This window comes from Corynebacterium senegalense (assembly GCF_900411315.1).
Classification (GTDB): domain Bacteria; phylum Actinomycetota; class Actinomycetes; order Mycobacteriales; family Mycobacteriaceae; genus Corynebacterium; species Corynebacterium senegalense.
This window is the reverse complement of the sequence record NZ_LS990887.1, coordinates 771550-787963: the sequence shown is the minus strand read 5'-3', so window position 1 is coordinate 787963 and position 16414 is coordinate 771550. Positions and strand designations below refer to the sequence as shown.

Annotated in this window: 18 protein-coding genes; 5 read left to right on the top strand and 13 right to left on the bottom strand. The window is 67.8% G+C overall.

Annotated features, from left to right (window positions below; translation table 11 throughout):
• Position 1: 1 nt before the first annotated feature.
• On the bottom strand, positions 2 to 1489 hold the full coding sequence (locus DYZ02_RS03860) for a glutamate-cysteine ligase family protein (RefSeq protein ID WP_115685065.1): 1488 nt from the start codon (positions 1487 to 1489) through the stop codon (positions 2 to 4).
• Entirely contained in the window at positions 1489 to 3126 is a 1638-nt protein-coding gene (gene pgi / locus DYZ02_RS03855; RefSeq protein ID WP_115685064.1) for a glucose-6-phosphate isomerase, read from the bottom strand. Before pgi ends, DYZ02_RS03860 begins: the two co-directional genes overlap by 1 nt.
• Positions 3127 to 3208: 82 nt before the next feature.
• Between pgi and DYZ02_RS03850 the strand changes: the two genes are divergently transcribed.
• On the top strand, positions 3209 to 3508 hold the full coding sequence (locus DYZ02_RS03850; RefSeq protein WP_115685063.1) for an antibiotic biosynthesis monooxygenase family protein: 300 nt from the start codon (positions 3209 to 3211) through the stop codon (positions 3506 to 3508).
• On the opposite strand, the gene DYZ02_RS03845 is transcribed toward DYZ02_RS03850, so the two are convergent.
• Complete coding sequence (locus DYZ02_RS03845; RefSeq protein ID WP_115685062.1) at positions 3505 to 3798, bottom strand: chorismate mutase; 294 nt, start codon at positions 3796 to 3798, stop codon at positions 3505 to 3507. The two genes, DYZ02_RS03850 and DYZ02_RS03845, sit on opposite strands and share 4 nt — an antisense overlap.
• Positions 3799 to 3856: 58 nt before the next feature.
• On the opposite strand from DYZ02_RS03845, the gene pcrA reads away from it, so the two are divergent.
• On the top strand, positions 3857 to 6094 hold the full coding sequence (pcrA, locus tag DYZ02_RS03840; protein ID WP_115685061.1) for a DNA helicase PcrA: 2238 nt from the start codon (positions 3857 to 3859) through the stop codon (positions 6092 to 6094).
• Here the strand turns inward: pcrA and DYZ02_RS03835 are convergent.
• Both DYZ02_RS03835 and DYZ02_RS03830 read right to left on the bottom strand, forming a co-directional pair.
• The gene (locus DYZ02_RS03835) at positions 6091 to 6774 is read right to left on the bottom strand and encodes a M23 family metallopeptidase (RefSeq protein WP_115685060.1); all 684 of its coding nucleotides are present in this window, start codon (positions 6772 to 6774) and stop codon (positions 6091 to 6093) included. The genes pcrA and DYZ02_RS03835 overlap by 4 nt on opposite strands.
• 282 nt (positions 6775 to 7056) lie before the next feature.
• Positions 7057 to 7779, bottom strand: coding sequence for a M23 family metallopeptidase (locus DYZ02_RS03830; RefSeq protein WP_115685059.1), 723 nt, complete (start codon positions 7777 to 7779; stop codon positions 7057 to 7059).
• Between the two features lie 203 nt (positions 7780 to 7982).
• Here DYZ02_RS03830 and DYZ02_RS03825 point away from each other — a divergent pair, with 203 nt between their 5' ends.
• The 3 genes from DYZ02_RS03825 to purH are packed head-to-tail and all read left to right on the top strand — an operon-like array spanning position 7983 to position 11566.
• The gene (locus DYZ02_RS03825; RefSeq protein WP_115685058.1) at positions 7983 to 9437 is read left to right on the top strand and encodes a cell division protein PerM; all 1455 of its coding nucleotides are present in this window, start codon (positions 7983 to 7985) and stop codon (positions 9435 to 9437) included.
• 21 nt (positions 9438 to 9458) lie between these two features.
• Positions 9459 to 10040, top strand: a complete 582-nt coding sequence (purN, locus tag DYZ02_RS03820; RefSeq protein WP_245945634.1) for a phosphoribosylglycinamide formyltransferase — start codon at positions 9459 to 9461, stop codon at positions 10038 to 10040.
• Positions 10040 to 11566, top strand: a complete 1527-nt coding sequence (gene purH, locus DYZ02_RS03815; RefSeq protein ID WP_115685056.1) for a bifunctional phosphoribosylaminoimidazolecarboxamide formyltransferase/IMP cyclohydrolase — start codon at positions 10040 to 10042, stop codon at positions 11564 to 11566. Before purN ends, purH begins: the two co-directional genes overlap by 1 nt.
• A 12-nt stretch (positions 11567 to 11578) precedes the next feature.
• Here purH and DYZ02_RS03810 read toward each other — a convergent pair whose 3' ends face one another.
• The 8 genes from DYZ02_RS03810 to DYZ02_RS03775 all read right to left on the bottom strand — a co-directional run bounded on the left by DYZ02_RS03810 (position 11579) and on the right by DYZ02_RS03775 (position 16335).
• Complete coding sequence (locus DYZ02_RS03810) at positions 11579 to 12253, bottom strand: TetR/AcrR family transcriptional regulator (protein WP_115685055.1); 675 nt, start codon at positions 12251 to 12253, stop codon at positions 11579 to 11581.
• Positions 12254 to 12383: 130 nt separating this feature from the next.
• Entirely contained in the window at positions 12384 to 12635 is a 252-nt protein-coding gene (gene rpsR / locus DYZ02_RS03805) for a 30S ribosomal protein S18 (protein WP_115685054.1), read from the bottom strand.
• 16 nt (positions 12636 to 12651) lie between these two features.
• Positions 12652 to 12957 (bottom strand): 30S ribosomal protein S14, encoded by a 306-nt coding sequence (rpsN, locus tag DYZ02_RS03800; RefSeq protein WP_115685053.1) that lies wholly within the window; start codon positions 12955 to 12957, stop codon positions 12652 to 12654.
• Between the two features lie 3 nt (positions 12958 to 12960).
• Complete coding sequence (gene rpmG, locus DYZ02_RS03795) at positions 12961 to 13125, bottom strand: 50S ribosomal protein L33 (RefSeq protein WP_115685052.1); 165 nt, start codon at positions 13123 to 13125, stop codon at positions 12961 to 12963.
• The gene (gene rpmB, locus DYZ02_RS03790; RefSeq protein WP_115685051.1) at positions 13125 to 13361 is read right to left on the bottom strand and encodes a 50S ribosomal protein L28; all 237 of its coding nucleotides are present in this window, start codon (positions 13359 to 13361) and stop codon (positions 13125 to 13127) included. Before rpmB ends, rpmG begins: the two co-directional genes overlap by 1 nt.
• 170 nt (positions 13362 to 13531) lie before the next feature.
• A complete protein-coding gene (locus tag DYZ02_RS03785; RefSeq protein ID WP_220272199.1) occupies positions 13532 to 14599 on the bottom strand; it encodes an SLC13 family permease in 1068 nt (355 codons plus the stop codon).
• Between the two features lie 9 nt (positions 14600 to 14608).
• Positions 14609 to 15229, bottom strand: a complete 621-nt coding sequence (locus tag DYZ02_RS03780; protein WP_115685050.1) for a response regulator transcription factor — start codon at positions 15227 to 15229, stop codon at positions 14609 to 14611.
• On the bottom strand, positions 15226 to 16335 hold the full coding sequence (locus DYZ02_RS03775; RefSeq protein WP_115685049.1) for a sensor histidine kinase: 1110 nt from the start codon (positions 16333 to 16335) through the stop codon (positions 15226 to 15228). Before DYZ02_RS03775 ends, DYZ02_RS03780 begins: the two co-directional genes overlap by 4 nt.
• Between the last annotated feature and the right edge of the window lie 79 nt (positions 16336 to 16414).

The window sequence follows — 16414 nt, the reverse complement described above, 5'->3', positions numbered from 1 at the left end:
CCTATGCAACCTCAAGCGGCCAAGTGTGCACCGGCGCGCCTTCCTGCTGGTTCCTCAGGTATTGCCTGAGAACGCGGACCAGCGCCTCCATCCGCTCCGGGGTGCCCGGGCGGGTGCCCGCCCCGGCTTCGTTGAGCGCCGCGAGCTGCCAGGTGGCCCCGTTTTGGCGTCGAGAAGCGCGGCCCTCGATGATGCCCATGTACTCCTCGATGGCGTCCTCGTCGACGCCCAGCGAGGCCAGCCCCTTGCGGGCCTGGGGGAGGAGGTGGGAGATGACAAGGTCGGCGACCTCGACGGTGCCGAGCGTCGGCCACTTCATCCGGGCCGTCAGCCCGTCGCGCGCGCCCGCCTCGAAATTCTTCTCGGCCTGCTCAAAGCTCAGGCGCGACCACACCGGCCGGGTCTGGTCGCCGAGGAACTTGACCATCCCGTAGTAGAAGGCGGCGTCGGCGGTGATGTCCTTGACAGTCGGGCCGGCGGGCAGGAGGCGGTTCTCCACGCGGATGTGGGAGAGCTCCCCGTTGGGATCGTAGATGGGGCGGTTCCAGCGCCAGACCGTCCCGTTGTGGAGGTTGAGGTAGTGCAGCCCGGGGCTGTCGCCGAGCATGACCGGCTTGCCCGCCTCGACGCGGCCCTCGGGGATGAGAGGGGAGAAGTAGCGAACGTTTTCCTCGAAGAGGTCGAAAACCGAGGTGATCCAGCGCTCGCCGAACCAAACGCGCGGCCGCACACCCTGGTTGATGAGCTCCTTCGTCCGGGTGTCGATGGACTGCTTGAACACCGGAATGCGGGACTCGTGCCACACCCGCCGGCCGAGGAACAGTGGTGAGTTCGCGCCGAGGGCGGCCTGCACCCCGGCGATGGCCTGGGAGGCGTTCCACGCTCCGGCGAAGCGGTTCGGCGCGACCTGGAGGTGCAGCTGCATCGACGTGCAGGTCGATTCCGTTGCGATGTCCTCGAAGTCGTGCCAGATGCTCTCCACCCGGCCGAGGTCGATGCGGACGAGCTCGCCGCGCGATTCCATGATGGAGTTGTTCAGGCCCCGGTAGCGGTACTCGTTGGTGATCCACGCGGGATCCTCGAGGAACTCCGGGGTCACGGTGGGGAGGGTGCCGATCATCGCCACCTGCGTGCCCGCCTTGCCGGCGGCGTCCTTGACCGTCTGCAGGCGGGCGGCCAGGTTGCGCTCCAGCTGGCGCAGCCCGTCTCCCTCGAGGCTGAGCGGCGGCAGGTTCAGCTCCACGTTGTAGGAGCCGATCTCGGACTGGTAGTCGTCGCTGAGCTGGGCGAGGACCTCCTGGTTGCGCCGCGCCGGCATCATGTCGTCGCCGACCAGGTTGAGCTCCAGCTCGAGACCGATCGTGCCCCGGCTGATGAACTCCGCGTCCTGCAGGTGGCGGTCGAAGACCTCCAGCTCGTCCTCGAGGCGCTTGCGGTAGATGGACCGCTGCTTCGGGGTGTAGGTGTCGGTGGAAAGTGAGTCGCCCATTACTTTGCGCTCCTGTACCAGGTGATCAGGGCGTCGGTGGAAGCATCACCGGTGTCCGGATCTTCGTTCCCGGACACCGCGGCGGCGAGCTCGTTGGCCTGCTGCTTGCCCAGCTCGACGCCCCACTGGTCGAAGGCGTTGATGTCCCAGACGACCGATTCGGTGAACACGATGTGCTCGTAGAGCGCGATGAGCGCGCCCAGCGCGTGCGGGGTGAGCTCCGGCGCGAGGATCGTGGTGGTCGGGCGGTTGCCCGGCATCACCTTGTGCGGCGCAAGCTGCTTGTCGACGCCCTCGCGCTCCAACTCCTCGACATTCTTCCCGAACGCCAGGACCTTCGTCTGGGCGAAGAAGTTGCCCATGAGCAGGTCGTGCATCGAGCCGGTGCCGTCGGCCGTCGGCAGGTCCTCGCGCGGTGTGGCGAAGCCGATGAAGTCGGCCGGCACGAGCGTGGTGCCCTGGTGCAGGAGCTGGTAGAAGGCGTGCTGGCCGTTGGTCCCCGGCTCGCCCCAGAAGATCTCGCCGGTGTCGTAGGCGACGCGGTCGCCGTCGCGGGTGACCGACTTGCCGTTGGACTCCATCGTGAGCTGCTGCAGATAGGCGGGGAAGCGGGAAAGGTCCTCGGAGTAGGGCAGCACCGCGTGGGTCTGCGCGCCGTGGAAGTTGCGGTACCAGACGTTGATCAACCCCATCAGCGCGGGGATGTTCGAACGCAGGTCGGTGGTGCGGAAGTGCTCGTCCACGGCGTGGAAGCCCTCGAGGAAGCGCATGAAGTCGAGGGGGCCGATCACCGCCATGAGGGACAGCCCGATGGCGGAGTCCACGGAGTAGCGCCCGCCGACCCAGTCCCAGAAGGGGAACATGTTCGCGGTGTCGATGCCGAACTCGGCGACCTTTTCCGCGTTCGTCGAAACCGCCACGAAGTGCTTCGCCACGGCGGCCTCATCCCCGCCGAAGCGGTCGAGCAGCCACCGCTTCGCGGCGTGGGCGTTGGCCAGCGTCTCCTGGGTGGTGAACGTCTTGGAGGCGACGATGAACAGGGTCTCCTCCGCGTTCGCCTCGTCCAGCACCCTGTGCATGTCGGCGGGGTCGACGTTGGAGACGAACTCGGCGCTGATACCCGCGGTGGCATAGGTGCGCAGCGCCTTCGTCGCCATCGCCGGGCCGAGGTCCGAGCCGCCGATGCCGATGTTGACCACCTTCTTGATGGTGTGGCCGGTGTGGCCCAGCCACTCCCCGGAGCGCAGCGCGGAGGCGAAGTCGCGCATCCGGCCGAGCACCTCGTGAACGTCGGCGGCGACATCCTGGTCGCCCACCCGGAGGTCCGCCTCGGCGGGCAGGCGCAGAGCGGTGTGCAGCACGGAGCGGTCCTCGGTCGAGTTGATGCGTTCGCCGGCGAACATCGCCTCGGTGCGCTCCCGCAGCCCCGCGGTCTCCGCCAGCTCCACGAGGGTGTCGAGAACCTCCCCGTCGACGAGGTTCTTCGACAGGTCCACGTGCAGGCCCGCCGCATCAAACGTGAGCGACGAGGCGCGCGAGGCGTCGGCGGCAAAGAGCTCCCGCAGCGTCGCGTTCTTCTTCTGCTCGTGCAGTGCGGCGAGGCGCTTCCAGGCGTCGGTGGATGTGATGGTGGGCATAGTGGCGTGCTCCTCCTCGACAAATTCGTGTCAGCTAATTCCACGCTAGTGAAAAGGCTGGCAACGTGCGTAGGGTTGAGGAATGAGCATCGTCAAGATCAACGCAATCACGGTTCCCGAGGGTGGCGGAGAGGAGCTCGAGCGCCGCTTCGCGGGACGTCGTCAGGCGATCGATTCCCAGCCGGGCTTCGAGGGCTTCCAGCTGCTGCGCCCGGTCAAGGGGGAGGACCGCTACTTCGTGGTCACCCAGTGGGCCGACGAGGACGCGTACCGCGCCTGGTGGGAGGGCCAGGGGAGGGCGTCGCACGGCGGCGGGGAGAAGCGCGCCCCGGTGGCGTCGAAAGCCGAGCTGCTCGAGTTCGAGGTCGTTCTGGGCAGCTAGCCCAGCTTGCCGCGCCCGAGGCGGAGGAGGATCGTCGCCAGCGCCGGCCCCTCCTCGCCGAGCTCGTCGCGGAATTGGTTGATGATGGCCACCTCGCGGGTGTGCACGAGCTTCGTGCCGCCTGAACCCATCCGCGTCTTGCCGATCGCCTGTGAGACCTGCGAGCGGCGCTTCACCGCCTCCAGGATGACCTTGTCGAGGCGGTCGATCTCCTTGCGGTACTGCTGAATCTCCGCGTCCGACAGCGGATCGTCGGTGCCGGAAGGCATGCGGACCTCGAAATCGCTCATGCTGGCAGATTATGCCACCCCGGGCGTGTCGGACCGGGATTGTAGGGTGGGAGGCATCATGAATTCTGATCTGGTTCTGGGCCTTAACCCGCAGCAAGAGGCCGCCGTGACCCACTCCGGTGGGCCCCTTCTCATCGTCGCTGGCGCGGGCTCCGGCAAGACGGCAGTGCTGACCCGCAGGATCGCCTACCTCCTGCAGAACCGCGGCGTCGCGCCGTGGCAGATCCTCGCCATCACCTTCACCAACAAGGCCGCCGCGGAGATGCGCGAGCGCGTCACCCAGCTCGTCGGCCCCGAGGCCGAGCGGATGTGGGTGGCCACCTTCCACTCGGTGTGCGTGCGGATCCTGCGCCAGCAGGCGCAGCTCGTCCCCGGCCTGAACACCAACTTCACCATCTACGACAGCGACGATTCGCGCCGCCTGCTCGGCATGATCGCGAAGGACCTCAACCTCGACTTGAAGAAGTTCTCGCCCCGCGCGCTGTCCAACGCCATCTCGAACCTCAAAAACGAGCTGGTTGGGCCGCAGCAGGCGCTTGACGACGCCACGCGGACCCACAACCCCTTCGAGACCACCGTCGCCCAGGTCTACGCGGAGTATCAACGCCGCCTGCGCCAGTCCAACGCCGTCGACTTCGACGACCTGATCGGGGAGGTCGTGCGCATCTTCACGGAGCACCCGCAGGTGACGGAGTACTACCGACGCCGCTTCCGCCACGTTCTGGTGGACGAGTACCAGGACACCAACCACGCGCAGTACGTGCTCGTGCACACCCTCGTCGGCGACGGCCCGGACGCTCCCGAGCTGGCGGTGGTGGGCGACTCCGACCAGTCGATCTACGCCTTCCGCGGCGCGACCATCCGCAACATCGAAGAGTTCGAGCGGGACTACCCGGACGCGACGACCATCATGCTGGAGCAGAACTACCGCTCCACCCAGACGATCCTCAGCGCGGCCAACGCCGTGATCGCCCAGAACGAGGGGCGCCGTCCGAAGAAGCTGTGGACGGACCACGGCGCGGGAGACAAGATCGTCGGCTACGTCGCCGACAACGAACACGACGAGGCACGCTTCATCGCCTCGGAGATCGACGCCCTGGGCGTCCCCTACTCCGACATCGCGGTGATGTACCGCACCAACAACGCCTCGCGCGCGCTGGAGGACATCTTCATCCGCTCCGGCATCCCCTACAAGGTCGTCGGCGGCACCCGCTTCTACGAGCGCCGCGAGATCCGCGACATCGTCGCCTACCTGAAGGTGCTGGGCAACCCGGACGACACCGTGTCCCTGCGGCGCATCGTCAATGTGCCCAAGCGCGCCATCGGGGACAAGGCCCAGGCGATGGTGGCGCTGCACGCGGAAAGCCACGACATGAGCTTCGGGGCAGCGCTGCGGGCCGCCGCCAGGGGAGAGGTGGGGATGCTGGGCACCCGGGCGAGAAACGCCATCGCCGGCTTCGTCGAGATGATGGACGGGCTGCGCGCGGAGCTGGCCGACACCGAGGACCTCGGTCAGCTGGTCACCAGGATCCTCGAGGAGACCGGCTACAAGGCGGAGCTGGAAGCTTCGAACGACCCGCAGGACGGCGCCCGGCTGGACAACCTCAACGAGCTCGTCTCCGTGGCGCGCGAGTTCTCCTCTGAGGCCGCCCTGCAGGCCGCCTACGGCGTCGAGCCGGAGGAGGGGGAGCCCGAACCTGGCAGCGTCGAGGCGTTCCTGGAGAAGGTCTCGCTGGTCGCGGACGCCGACCAGCTCCCTGACAACGAGCAGGGCGTGGTGACTCTGATGACCCTGCACACCGCGAAGGGCCTCGAGTTCCCCTACGTCTTCGTCACAGGGTGGGAGGACGGGCAGTTCCCCCACCTGCGGGCCCTCGGGGATCCGGCCGAGCTCGCGGAGGAGCGCCGCCTCGCCTACGTGGGCATCACGCGCGCCAAGCGCAGGCTCTACCTCACCCGGGCGCGGCTGCGGGCGTCGTGGGGCAGCCCGGTGACCAACCCGGCGAGCCGCTTCCTCTCCGAGGTACCCGACGAGCTGGTGGACTGGCGCCGCGTGGACCCGGAGCCCGTGCCCGCCGACTCCGCGTGGGGGAGGAAGACCCCGCGGCCCCGCACCAAGGTGAACAAGAACCTCCAGCTCGCCGTCGGGGACCGGGTGAACCACGCGAAATACGGCCTCGGCACCGTGCTCTCCGTGGAGGGGGCGGGGGTGCGCGAGACCGTGACCGTCGACTTCGGTTCCTCGGGGACGGTTCGCCTCATGCTCATCGGCGGGGTGCCGATGGAGAAGCTCTAGGTGTAGATGCCCTGCTGGCGCAGCCACTCCTGCGGGTCGGCCTGGTTGACCCCGTCGGGCTTGATCTCAAAGTGCAGGTGCGGGCCGGTCGACTGGCCCTCGCTGCCGATGGTGGCGATCTGCTCGCCGGCGGTCACCCGCTGGCCCACGCCCACGCTGTACTGGTTCATGTGGCCGTAGACGGAGACCTCGCCGCCGTCGTGCTGGATGGCCACCCAGTTGCCGAAGCCCTGGGCGGGGCCGGCGTTGATGACGGTGCCGTCCATCACTGCGTAGATCGGGGCGCCGTAGTCGTTGGCGATGTCGATGCCCTGGTGCATGCGGCCCCAGCGCTGGCCGAAGCCGGAGCTGATCCGACCCGCGGCCGGCATGACCACCGCGCGGCCGTCGCTGGTGCGCCCGCGCTGGATGCCGACGGAGGTGCCGGGCTCTTCGGGCAGGGTGATTCCCAGCTCCTCCTCGAGCACGCGGGGGTCGTAGACGATCTGGTAGTCGCCGGCGGTCAGGGTCGCGCCGGTCACGGTGATCTGCGTGGCGGCCTCGGTGAGGGCCTTCACGAGGTCCGCCTCGGTGGACACGGGGGTGCCGCCGACGTTGACGGTGACTGCGGACGCGGGGGCGGTGGAGGAGGACAGGGCGACGGCGAGTGCCGCGGCCGCGCAGAGCAGGGGTCGCTTCATGTGTTCGGGATACCTTTTCAACTCACGGGGACCCGGAAAGGGCCGTCTACCGCGTAAGAATGTATCCCGCAGGGGGTGGGTGGGCAATGCCTTCAGCGGCCTCGGGGTCGAAACCGCGTGCGATAGTCCGGGGTAAAGCCAGCTCAGGGCCAGTGTTTCTGAAGTGAAAATAGTTAAAATTGTTACAGAAGTGACGGGGGTGGCTCTACCCCCAACCTGCATGCGAGCACAAAAAATCCCCGCCTGAGGCTGGGCGGGGATGGGGGCTTAGGGCGTCGGGGCTTAGAGCGTGATGCCCCGGGCTGCGAGCCACGGAACCGGATCGACGGGGGTGGTGCCGTCGGGGTGGATCTCGAAGTGGAGGTGGGAGCCGGTGGAGAAGCCCTCGTTGCCCATCCCGGCGATCTCCTGGCCGGCGGACACCTGCTGGCCCACGGTGACGCCGACGGTGGACATGTGGCCGTACACGGACACGGCGCCGTCCTCGTGGCGGATGCGCACCCAGTTGCCGTAGCCCTGGGCGGGGCCGGCGTCGATGACGGTGCCGGCGGCGACGGCGCGGATCGGGGTGCCGATCGCGTTGGCGATGTCCACGCCGTTGTGCATCGCGCCCCAGCGCATGGCGAAGCCGGAGGTGAAGGTGCCCTCGGCGGGCTTGATGCTCAGCGGGGCGCGGGCGGCGGCGTCCAGCTTCGCGACGATGTCGGAGTGCTGCACCGCCTTGTCCAGCTGCTCCGTCAGGTTCTCGACGGGCTTGTACTCTGCGATGGCGAGGATCTGCGGCGCAGCCTCGGTCACGGAGGAGGCGTTGGTGTCGGCGGCGAGCTGGTAGTCGACGGTGGCTTCGGTGGCCTTGTCGCTGCTCAGGACGGCCGCGGTGGCGCCGGAGACGCCGGCGGTGGACACCGCGCCCGTCGCGACGGCAACCAGGGCGACGCGTCCCTTGTTGGGGGACTGCTTGCGGTGCTTGCCGCCCGTGCGTGCCTTCGAAGTCGAGTTGATCATCTACGCCTCTTTTAGATCGTCTGTAGGGTTACAACGGAACAGGGATTGTAACCTTCCTGTTATCTACGAACGGTTACTGTAACGAATCGGTTTCATCTAGGCAAGCCAATTGCGGAACTTAATTCTTCGGGCTTCCGCGCGCGAACGTTACAGGGAGTGTCCCTCGGTCCTTCCCCGCAGGTGGAGTGGCAGAGTTGGTGGGGATGAGCAACAAGTCCAGCCCGCGATCCGCCCGAAACCGGAAGCGCCCGATCAGGGCCCGTGTCTCGGCAAAGAACCAGCGCAAGGCCGCCCCGAAGGTCCCGCAGACCTTCCGCGAGCGCCTGCGCCACTATCTGCCGTACGTGGCGGTGCCGCAGCTCGTGGTCGCCCTAGCCGTCACGCTGGTCTGCTTCGTCACAATTTTGCTGACGGGGGCGAAGCTTTCCTACCTGCCCGGTGCCATAGGCTCGCTGTGGCTCGTGGTCCACGGGGCGCCGGTGCGTTACGACGCCATCACGCTCGGCGCCGTGCCGCTCCTTCCCGTCGCGGCCGTCGTTGCCCTCTTCGCCTCCCGGATCGGCGCCGCGACCCGCAAGCGCGTCAGCGTGGCGGACCTCGGGGCGATCGCGGCTCTCGTCGCGGCGTTCTCGCTTGTGCTGAGCGCCGTGGCGATCTTCATGGTCGGCGACGCTTCCACCGTCTACGCCATCGACCTGCCGCCGCTCGCCCCGGCGATCCTCTACCCGCTGCTGACTAACGCCGTCGCGTTCGTCGCCGGGATGGGGACGGTGCTGTGGAGGGCGCTCGCCCGCCGGTACGGCGTTTCGACGGCGTTCGTCGACGACGTCAAGGAGGCCTCCCGGCAGCTCCTCTGGCTCGCGGGCGGTGCGCTCACCGTCTACCTGGTCGCCCTCGGCCTCGGTGCGGGCCGGATCCAGGAGCTGGTTAACGCGTTCCCCGTGCTCTCCGCGGGCGGCAAGGTCTCGCTCGGGCTGCTCAGCATCCTTTATCTTCCCAACGCGGTCATGGAAACTGTGGGCGTCCTCCTTGCGGGAGCGTTCACCTACGCGGGCGGCTCGGCATCCCTGTTCGCCGTGGACAACGTCGCCTTTCCCCCGCTACCGCTCTTCGCCGCGCTGCCGCCCGCCGCTGCGCCCTGGGCGCCTGCCCTCCTCGTCGTCCCCGCGGGGCTCCTTCTTTACCGCGCGCTCAAGCGCGGGGCGCCGCTTATCGACGCCCTCGCAACCGCCGCCTCCCTCGCGGTCCTTTTCCTGCTCGCGCTGCTCTACAGCGGCGGCCGCGCGGGTGCCTACGGCTACGTCGGGGTCAACCCCCTGATCGCGGCGCTGCTCGCCCTGGCCTGGTCCGGGGTGATCGGTGCGCTGGTGTGGAGCGTCGGGCGTCTCCGGGAGCGGCGCACCGCCGCCGCGGAGGCGGAGGATGAGGTTGAAACTGAAACTGAGACTGGGACCGAGGAGGAGGCGGACGAACCGGAGCAGGCCGAGACGCAGGAGGAGCCTGAGTCGCAGGACCAGACCGAAGAGCAGGACCAGACCGAAGAGCAGGACCAGACCGAAGAGCACGCAGAGACCGAGCAGGAAGCAGAGCAGGAAGCAGAGCAGGAACCCGTTCCCGGGGGCAGCACGAAGTGGGTGCCACCCGAGACGAGTGAGTAGGGCCAGGCTAGACTGATCGGCGTGACTGAACGCGCCACCGTATCTGTTGCCGTCCTCGTTTCCGGTTCGGGAACCCTCCTGCAATCCATCCTCGACAACCAGGGGGACGGGTACGCGGTAGGGCTTGTCGTCGCCGATCAGGAATGTGCCGCGCTCGACAGGGCGCGCGCGGCGGGGGTCGCGACGCGGACAGTCGCCCTTGAGGGGGATCGCGGGCAATGGAACGCCCGTCTGCGCGACGAGGTGGCGGCCGCGGACCCCGACATAGTGGTATCCGCAGGCTTCATGCGCGTTCTCGGGCGTGAGTTCCTCGAGACCTTCGAGGGCAGGCTCATCAACACCCATCCCGCACTGCTGCCGTCTTTCCCGGGCGCGCACGCCGTGCGGGATGCTCTCGCTTACGGGGTAAAGGTCACGGGAACCACAGTCCACTACATCGACGAAGGCGTGGACACGGGCGAGATCATCGCCCAGAAGGCCGTGGAGGTGCTCGACGGGGAGACCGAGGAGCACCTGCACGAACGAATCAAACAGGAGGAGCGGGCGCTCATCGTCGACGTACTGCGCCGCGCCACCATCACCGACGGAAAGGTCATGTTCTAATGGCGGAAAACCGCATCCCGATCAAGCGTGCACTCATCAGCGTCTACGACAAGACCGGACTCGAGGACCTGGCGCGCGCCCTCGGCGAGGCTGGCGTGGAGATCGTCTCCACGGGCTCCACGGCGAAGCGGATCGCCGACGCGGGGGTGAAGGTCACCGAGGTCGCCGAGCTGACGGGCTTCCCGGAGGTGCTCGAGGGGCGCGTGAAGACCCTGCACCCGAAGGTCCACGCGGGAGTCCTTGCCGACCTGCGCAAGGAGGATCACGCGCGCCAGCTCGAGGAGCTCGGTATCGAGCCCTTCCAGCTCGTTGTGGTCAACCTGTACCCGTTCGAGGAGACCGTGGCCTCCGGGGCGAGCTTTGACGAGTGCGTCGAGCAGATCGACATCGGGGGGCCGTCGATGGTGCGCGCCGCCGCGAAGAACCACCCGTCGGTGGCTATCGTCACCTCGCCCGAGCAGTACGGGGATCTCGCGGATGCGGTCGCGGGCGGAGGTTTCACCCTCCAGGAGCGCCGCGTTCTCGCCGCGGAGGCATTCTCCCACACCGCCGATTACGACGCCGCCGTCGCCGACTGGATGGAGGACCAGCTCGAGGGCGAGGACACCGGGGCGTTGCGCTACGGCGAGAACCCCCACCAGGCTGCCCGCCTGATCAACGAGGGCTGGGGGCTTGCCGACGCCACCCAGCACGGCGGCAAGGAGATGAGCTACAACAACTACCAGGACGCCGACGCCGCCTGGCGCGCGGCGTGGGACCACGAGCGCGCGTGTGTCGCGATCATCAAGCACGCCAACCCCTGCGGCGTCGCGGTGTCCGACGAATCGATCGCGGACGCGCACAAGAAGGCGCACGCCTGCGATCCGGTCTCCGCGTACGGCGGCGTCATCGCGGCGAACCGTGAGGTGACCCTGGAGATGGCCGAGCAGGTCAAGCCCATCTTCACGGAGGTCATCATTGCCCCGTCCTACGCCCCGGAGGCCCTGGAGCTGCTGCAGGAGAAGAAGAATCTGCGCATCCTCGAGGTCGAGCCGGAGACCCTCGAGGAGGAGATCCGCCAGATCTCGGGCGGGTTCCTGATCCAGGAGCGCGACACCTACCAGGCCGAGGGCGACCAGGTGGAAAACTGGCAGCTCGTCGCGGGCGAGCCCGCCTCTGAGGAGCTCCTGGCGGACCTCGAGTTCGCGTGGCGCTCGGTCCGCTGCGTGAAGTCCAACGCCATCCTCATCGCCGCCGACGGTGCATCGGTGGGCATCGGCATGGGGCAGGTCAACCGCGTCGACTCGGCCAAGCTCGCCGTGGAGCGCGCCAATACCCTCGATGAGGGGCGCAACCGCACCGACGGGGCAGTGGCGGCTTCCGACGCCTTCTTCCCCTTCGCGGACGGCTTCCAGGTGCTTGCCGACGCCGGCGTCACCGCCGTCGTCCAGCCCGGCGGCTCCATCCGCGACGAGGAGGTCATCGCCGCCGCCAAGGAAGCCGGCGTGACGATGTACCTCACCGGCGCCCGCCACTTCGCGCACTAGCGCGTCAACGCACTAGGTGTTCGCGGACACCGACGACACCAGGTCGAGTGTCCGCATGCCGCGGTTTTCGGGAAGCTCGGCGTGCAGCACGTCGAGCACCGCGTCGGCAATCATGACTGAGGGGGCGGGCAGGGCGTCGTCGACAAGCGGGTAGGGTGCCTGGCCCGTGTTGTCCCGCATCTCGATCGCGGCGAGCGTCATGTGGAAGGGGAGCTCGATGCGGGGGTCGTCGTCGCCGACGATCTCTGCGGCGAGGCCGCGGAAGATGTCCTCGAGTTTGCCGCGCGCGTCGTGGTAGTCGTGGAACTCCTCGGAGAGGGCCACGGGCAGCTGGTAGAGGCGGCCGATGTTCCAGTTGGAGGACAGCAGGATGCGCGTCTCGGCGGCCACGAGCGCCCACAGCTTCAGCGCTGGCGACTCGTCGGACTGGGCGAGGTCGGAGGCCAGGTCCAGGGAGGGCTGGACCGTCCCCATCAACAGGGTGAGGAAGATGTCCGCCTTGGAGGGGAAGTGGTAGTACAGCGAGGCCTGGCGGATGCCGACTGCGTCGGCGATCTGGTGCGTGGAGGTCGTGGCGAAGCCCTGGGTGGTGAACAGCTCTGAGGATGCGTCGAGAATCTCCTCCCGCGCTGTCCGCCCTTTGCGGCGGGGGCTGTGCTTTCGCGGTCTGCCGACCGTTCCGGCCATCGCAGCGCCTCCCTTCCTGGAACATCGAAGAATATCGACCTATTAACCAAAAGTTACACGAAAACACCCGCCCCACAGACATGGGGCGGGTGTGTCGAAAGACTCTTACGCTGCTATCGTCAACCGGGTCTTAGCGGCTGGTGAACGGCAGAAGAGCCATCTCACGCGCGTTCTTCACGGCGGTGGCGACCTGGCGCTGCTGCTGCGGCGTCAGACCGGTCACGCGGCGGGAACGGATCTTGTGACGGTCGGAGATGAAGAGACGCAGGGTCTCGATATCCTTGTAGTCGACCTGCTCGATGCCCTTGGCCTTGAGCGGGTTCTTCTTCGGGCGGCGGGACTGCTCCATGCGCGCCTTGCGGTGGTTGTTGTTGCGCTTCATAGTTTCAGGCTCCTCCTTACCACGAAGACTTGCGGATGCCCGGGAGCTCACCGCGGTGAGCCATCTCGCGCATGCGGACACGGGACAGGCCGAACTTACGGAGGTAGCCGCGGGGGCGACCGTCGTGGGAATCGCGGTTGCGCACGCGGGCCGGGGAGGCGTCGCGCGGCTGGCGGTTCAGCTCGAACTGTGCTTCGAGACGATCCTCGTCGGAGGTCTCGGGGTTGCGGATGATTGCCTTGAGCTCAGCGCGGCGCTCCGCGTAGCGAGCGACGATCTCCTTGCGCTTTTCGTTCTTGGCGATCTTAGACTTCTTAGCCATAAACTATCGCTCCTCGCGGAATTCGACGTGCTTGCGCGCGATCGGGTCGTACTTCTTCAGGGAGATACGGTCCGGGTTGTTGCGCTTGTTCTTGCGGGTTACGTAGGTGTAACCGGTGCCCTCGGTGCTCTTCAGCTTGATGATCGGGCGGATATCGTTACGTGCCATTAGATCTTCTCACCTCGAGCGCGGATAGCTGCGACGACGGACTCGATGCCGTCGCGATCGATGATCTTGAGACCCTTGGTGGAAACCGTCAGGGTGATGGTACGGCCCTCGGAGGGCAGGTAGAACCGCTTCTTCTGCACGTTGGGGTTCCAACGGCGCGAGTGGCGGCGGTGCGAGTGCGAGACGGTCTTGCCGAAACCCGGCTGACGTCCCGTGACCTGGCAATGTGCCGACATGGGTTAGCTTCTTTCTCTTCTGCCGCCCACGCGCTGATTACCTGTGAGGGAGGCACCGCGCTCGAGGTGTGAGGTCCGTCGAGGGTGCCGGTAGCAATCGGTCGACGCAGGCGTATACGTGTACTTCGACAACAGCGAGAGTCAACAATACAGGTTCGGGCGGATTTCACCTAATTGCCCGCGGGTGATACCACGAGCGCACCGAGCCCGACCGCGACGGGGGCGAGGATGGCTCCGTAGGCGACGAAGACCCGCCAGGGGACGTCGGCTCCGGCCCGCTTGAGCTGATCGTGCCACAGCAGGGTGGCAAGCGACGCCCACGGGGTGACCAGCGGGCCGAAATTGACCCCGACCAGCAGCTGCATCCTCTGCGTCGCGTCCGCCGGCTCGAGCAACAGGTAGGCGGGGAGGTTGTTGAGGGCGTTCGCCAGCACCGCGCCGGCGAGGGGGAGGGGCCAGTCGAGCTCGAACGGGGGGAGCAGCTCCGTCGCGCAGGCCACGGCAACGACGAGGGACAGCGAATTCCAGGGGACGAGGCCGGGGCGCTTGACGACGCCCACCGCCGCCGCCATGGCCGCCGCCGCGACCGTGCTGGTCACCCAGAACGGGATCGGGGTGAGCAGCGCCACCACCGTGGCCGCGAGGATGAGCAGCGGCACGCGGGGCGCCGCGGCGTCCCGGGGCGGGGCAGCGACCTGGTCTGCCGGGTGGATCGCGCGGGCCGCGTACGAGGCGGCGACCGCGACCGCGACGCCGAGGAGCGCCGGGGCCCAGGAGCGGGCCAGGAAGCCGTGGGTGCCGCCGAACGCGTCGAGCGCCAGAAGGTTGGTCAGGTTCGACACCGGCAGGGGGAGGGAGGCGAGGTTGGCGATCCACACCACCGCCAGCGACAGCGCGGTCACGCTGGCGCCGGTGCGCCTCGCCAGCGCGACGGCCAGGGGCGTGAGCATGATGGCGGTCGTGTCGAGGGAGAGGAAAACCGTCACCGCCACGCACAGAGCGAGGAAGGCGGGGAAGGCGTGCCGCGCCCTCTCCACCCAGCCGGCCAGGGTGTCGAAGACCCCCGCCTCGGCGGCGAGGTTGACGGCCACCGACATCCCGGCCGCGAAGCCCAGCACCGGCGCGAGACGTCCCGCCACGCCTCGTGCGGCCTCGAGGTTCGTGGCGGCGAGCGCCGCGAAGAGGAGCGCTGCTCCGAAGGGGATTGAGACGGCGTGGGCTGCGCGGGGGATGGGCACAGGGAAACTCTATAGGTCCAGCACCTTGGAGAGGTGCAGCGCCAGGACGGTGCGGTCCCTCGCCTGGAGCTTTCGCAGCAGCGCGGAAACGTGGTTCTTCACGGTTCCCTCCGCGAGGAACTGCGCCTCCGCGATCTCCCTGTTGTTCAGGCCCCGGGCAACGAGCTCGGCGACCCCGCGCTCGGCCCTGGTCAGCACCGCCAGCTCTCCCTCCTGGGGCACGCTGGAGAAGGCGTGGCGGGCGATGCGGGGATCCAGAATGAGCCCGCCCTCCGCGACAGCCACGATCGCCGAGGTCAGTTCCTCTGGTGAGACATCCTTCAGAATGTAGCCGGAGGCACCCGCCCCGATGAGCTCCTTGACCAGCGCGGCATCGTCAAACGTCGTGAGCACCAGGACGGGGAGGAAAGGACTGCACGCCTTGACGACGCCCACCCCGTCCGTCCCGGGCATCGCAGCGTCCGTCACCACGACGTCAGCGCCGTGCTCCTGTGCCAGGTTGAGGGCGCGAGACCCGTCCGTGGTTGTCGCCACGACCTCCACTGCGCCGCCGTTGACGCTTTCGAGAATCAGGCACAACCCCCGCAGGAGCATGTCGTGGTCGTCCACGATGATCGCTTTGGTGCTCATCGCGCCTCCCCGAGGTGGAGGGCGATGCGAAACCCGCCGTCGGGGCCTCCGTGGGGTTCAGCGCTGATGGTCGCGCCCAGGGACGCGGCTCGCTCCCGCAGGGAAGTTAGCCCGAAGTCCTCGGCGGCCTCGTTGCCCGTGCCGTCGTCCGCCACGACTACGCCGTCGCCGCTGGCGCGGATGAGGACCCGGTCAGCGCAGGAATGGCGAACCACGTTTGTGAGGGCCTCCTGCGTGAAGCGGAGCATGAGAACGGCCTGCTCCTCGGAAAAGGACCCGGCACGAGGGCCGCTCGATTCGAACTCGACGTTGAGCGCGGTGGAGCGGAACGAATCGGCGAGCTGGCGCAGTGTCGCTAGGATGTCGCCCGCAACGGGCGTGACCGGCTTCATCGCCCGCACGGTCGCCCGCATCTCCTCCAGCGCGGCGGAGACATCTGACCGGGCGCGCCCCAGCTCGGAAATGGCCTTGTCGGGGCGTGTACCGGCCATGCGCGTCGCGTAGTCAATGCTCATCCCGATTGTGGTGAGGCGGTGGCCCAGGCCGTCGTGAAGCGTGGCGGCGATACGTGCGCGTTCTTGCGTGAGGGCGAGCTCGCGCGAGTCGGCTAAAGCGGCGTGGAGCCGACGGTTGGTGTCCATCAGGGCTTGTTCCTCGAGCCGCTGCTGACGGACCGCTCCCGCCAGGGTGAGGCCAGCGACCGCGGCCAGCGCCCCGGCCACTGTTTCAGAGACCACCCTCACCGCGCCCTGGCCTGCGCTGAGCTGGAGGCCGAGACACGACGAGACGATGACCCCCGCGTAGAGGTAGGCGCCCCGCGCGCCTACGCTCAGGAGCAGGGCAACGATCGCGCACCACAGCACGAAGATGCTGAGGGGATTGTCCGCGGTGTAGAAGACCGCGAGGGCGCTGACTGCGAGGGCGACGGCGGCCAGCGGGCCCTCGCTCGTCCTCCACCACATCCACGAAGCGACGGTGGAGGCCGCGGCCGCAACGAGCGTGCCGACACCCGCGAAGTAGGTTTCGCCGGCGTTGATGTACAGCAAGACGGCGAGGATGAGAATGCTGTCCAGCACGGCCATGAGGCCTCGGGATGAGGGGGTCATGGAGTTCAAAGTACCGTTCGCGACCCATGACCCGGGTCATGATTTTGCGGCCGAAACTCGTGACCGCAGGCACTTACGG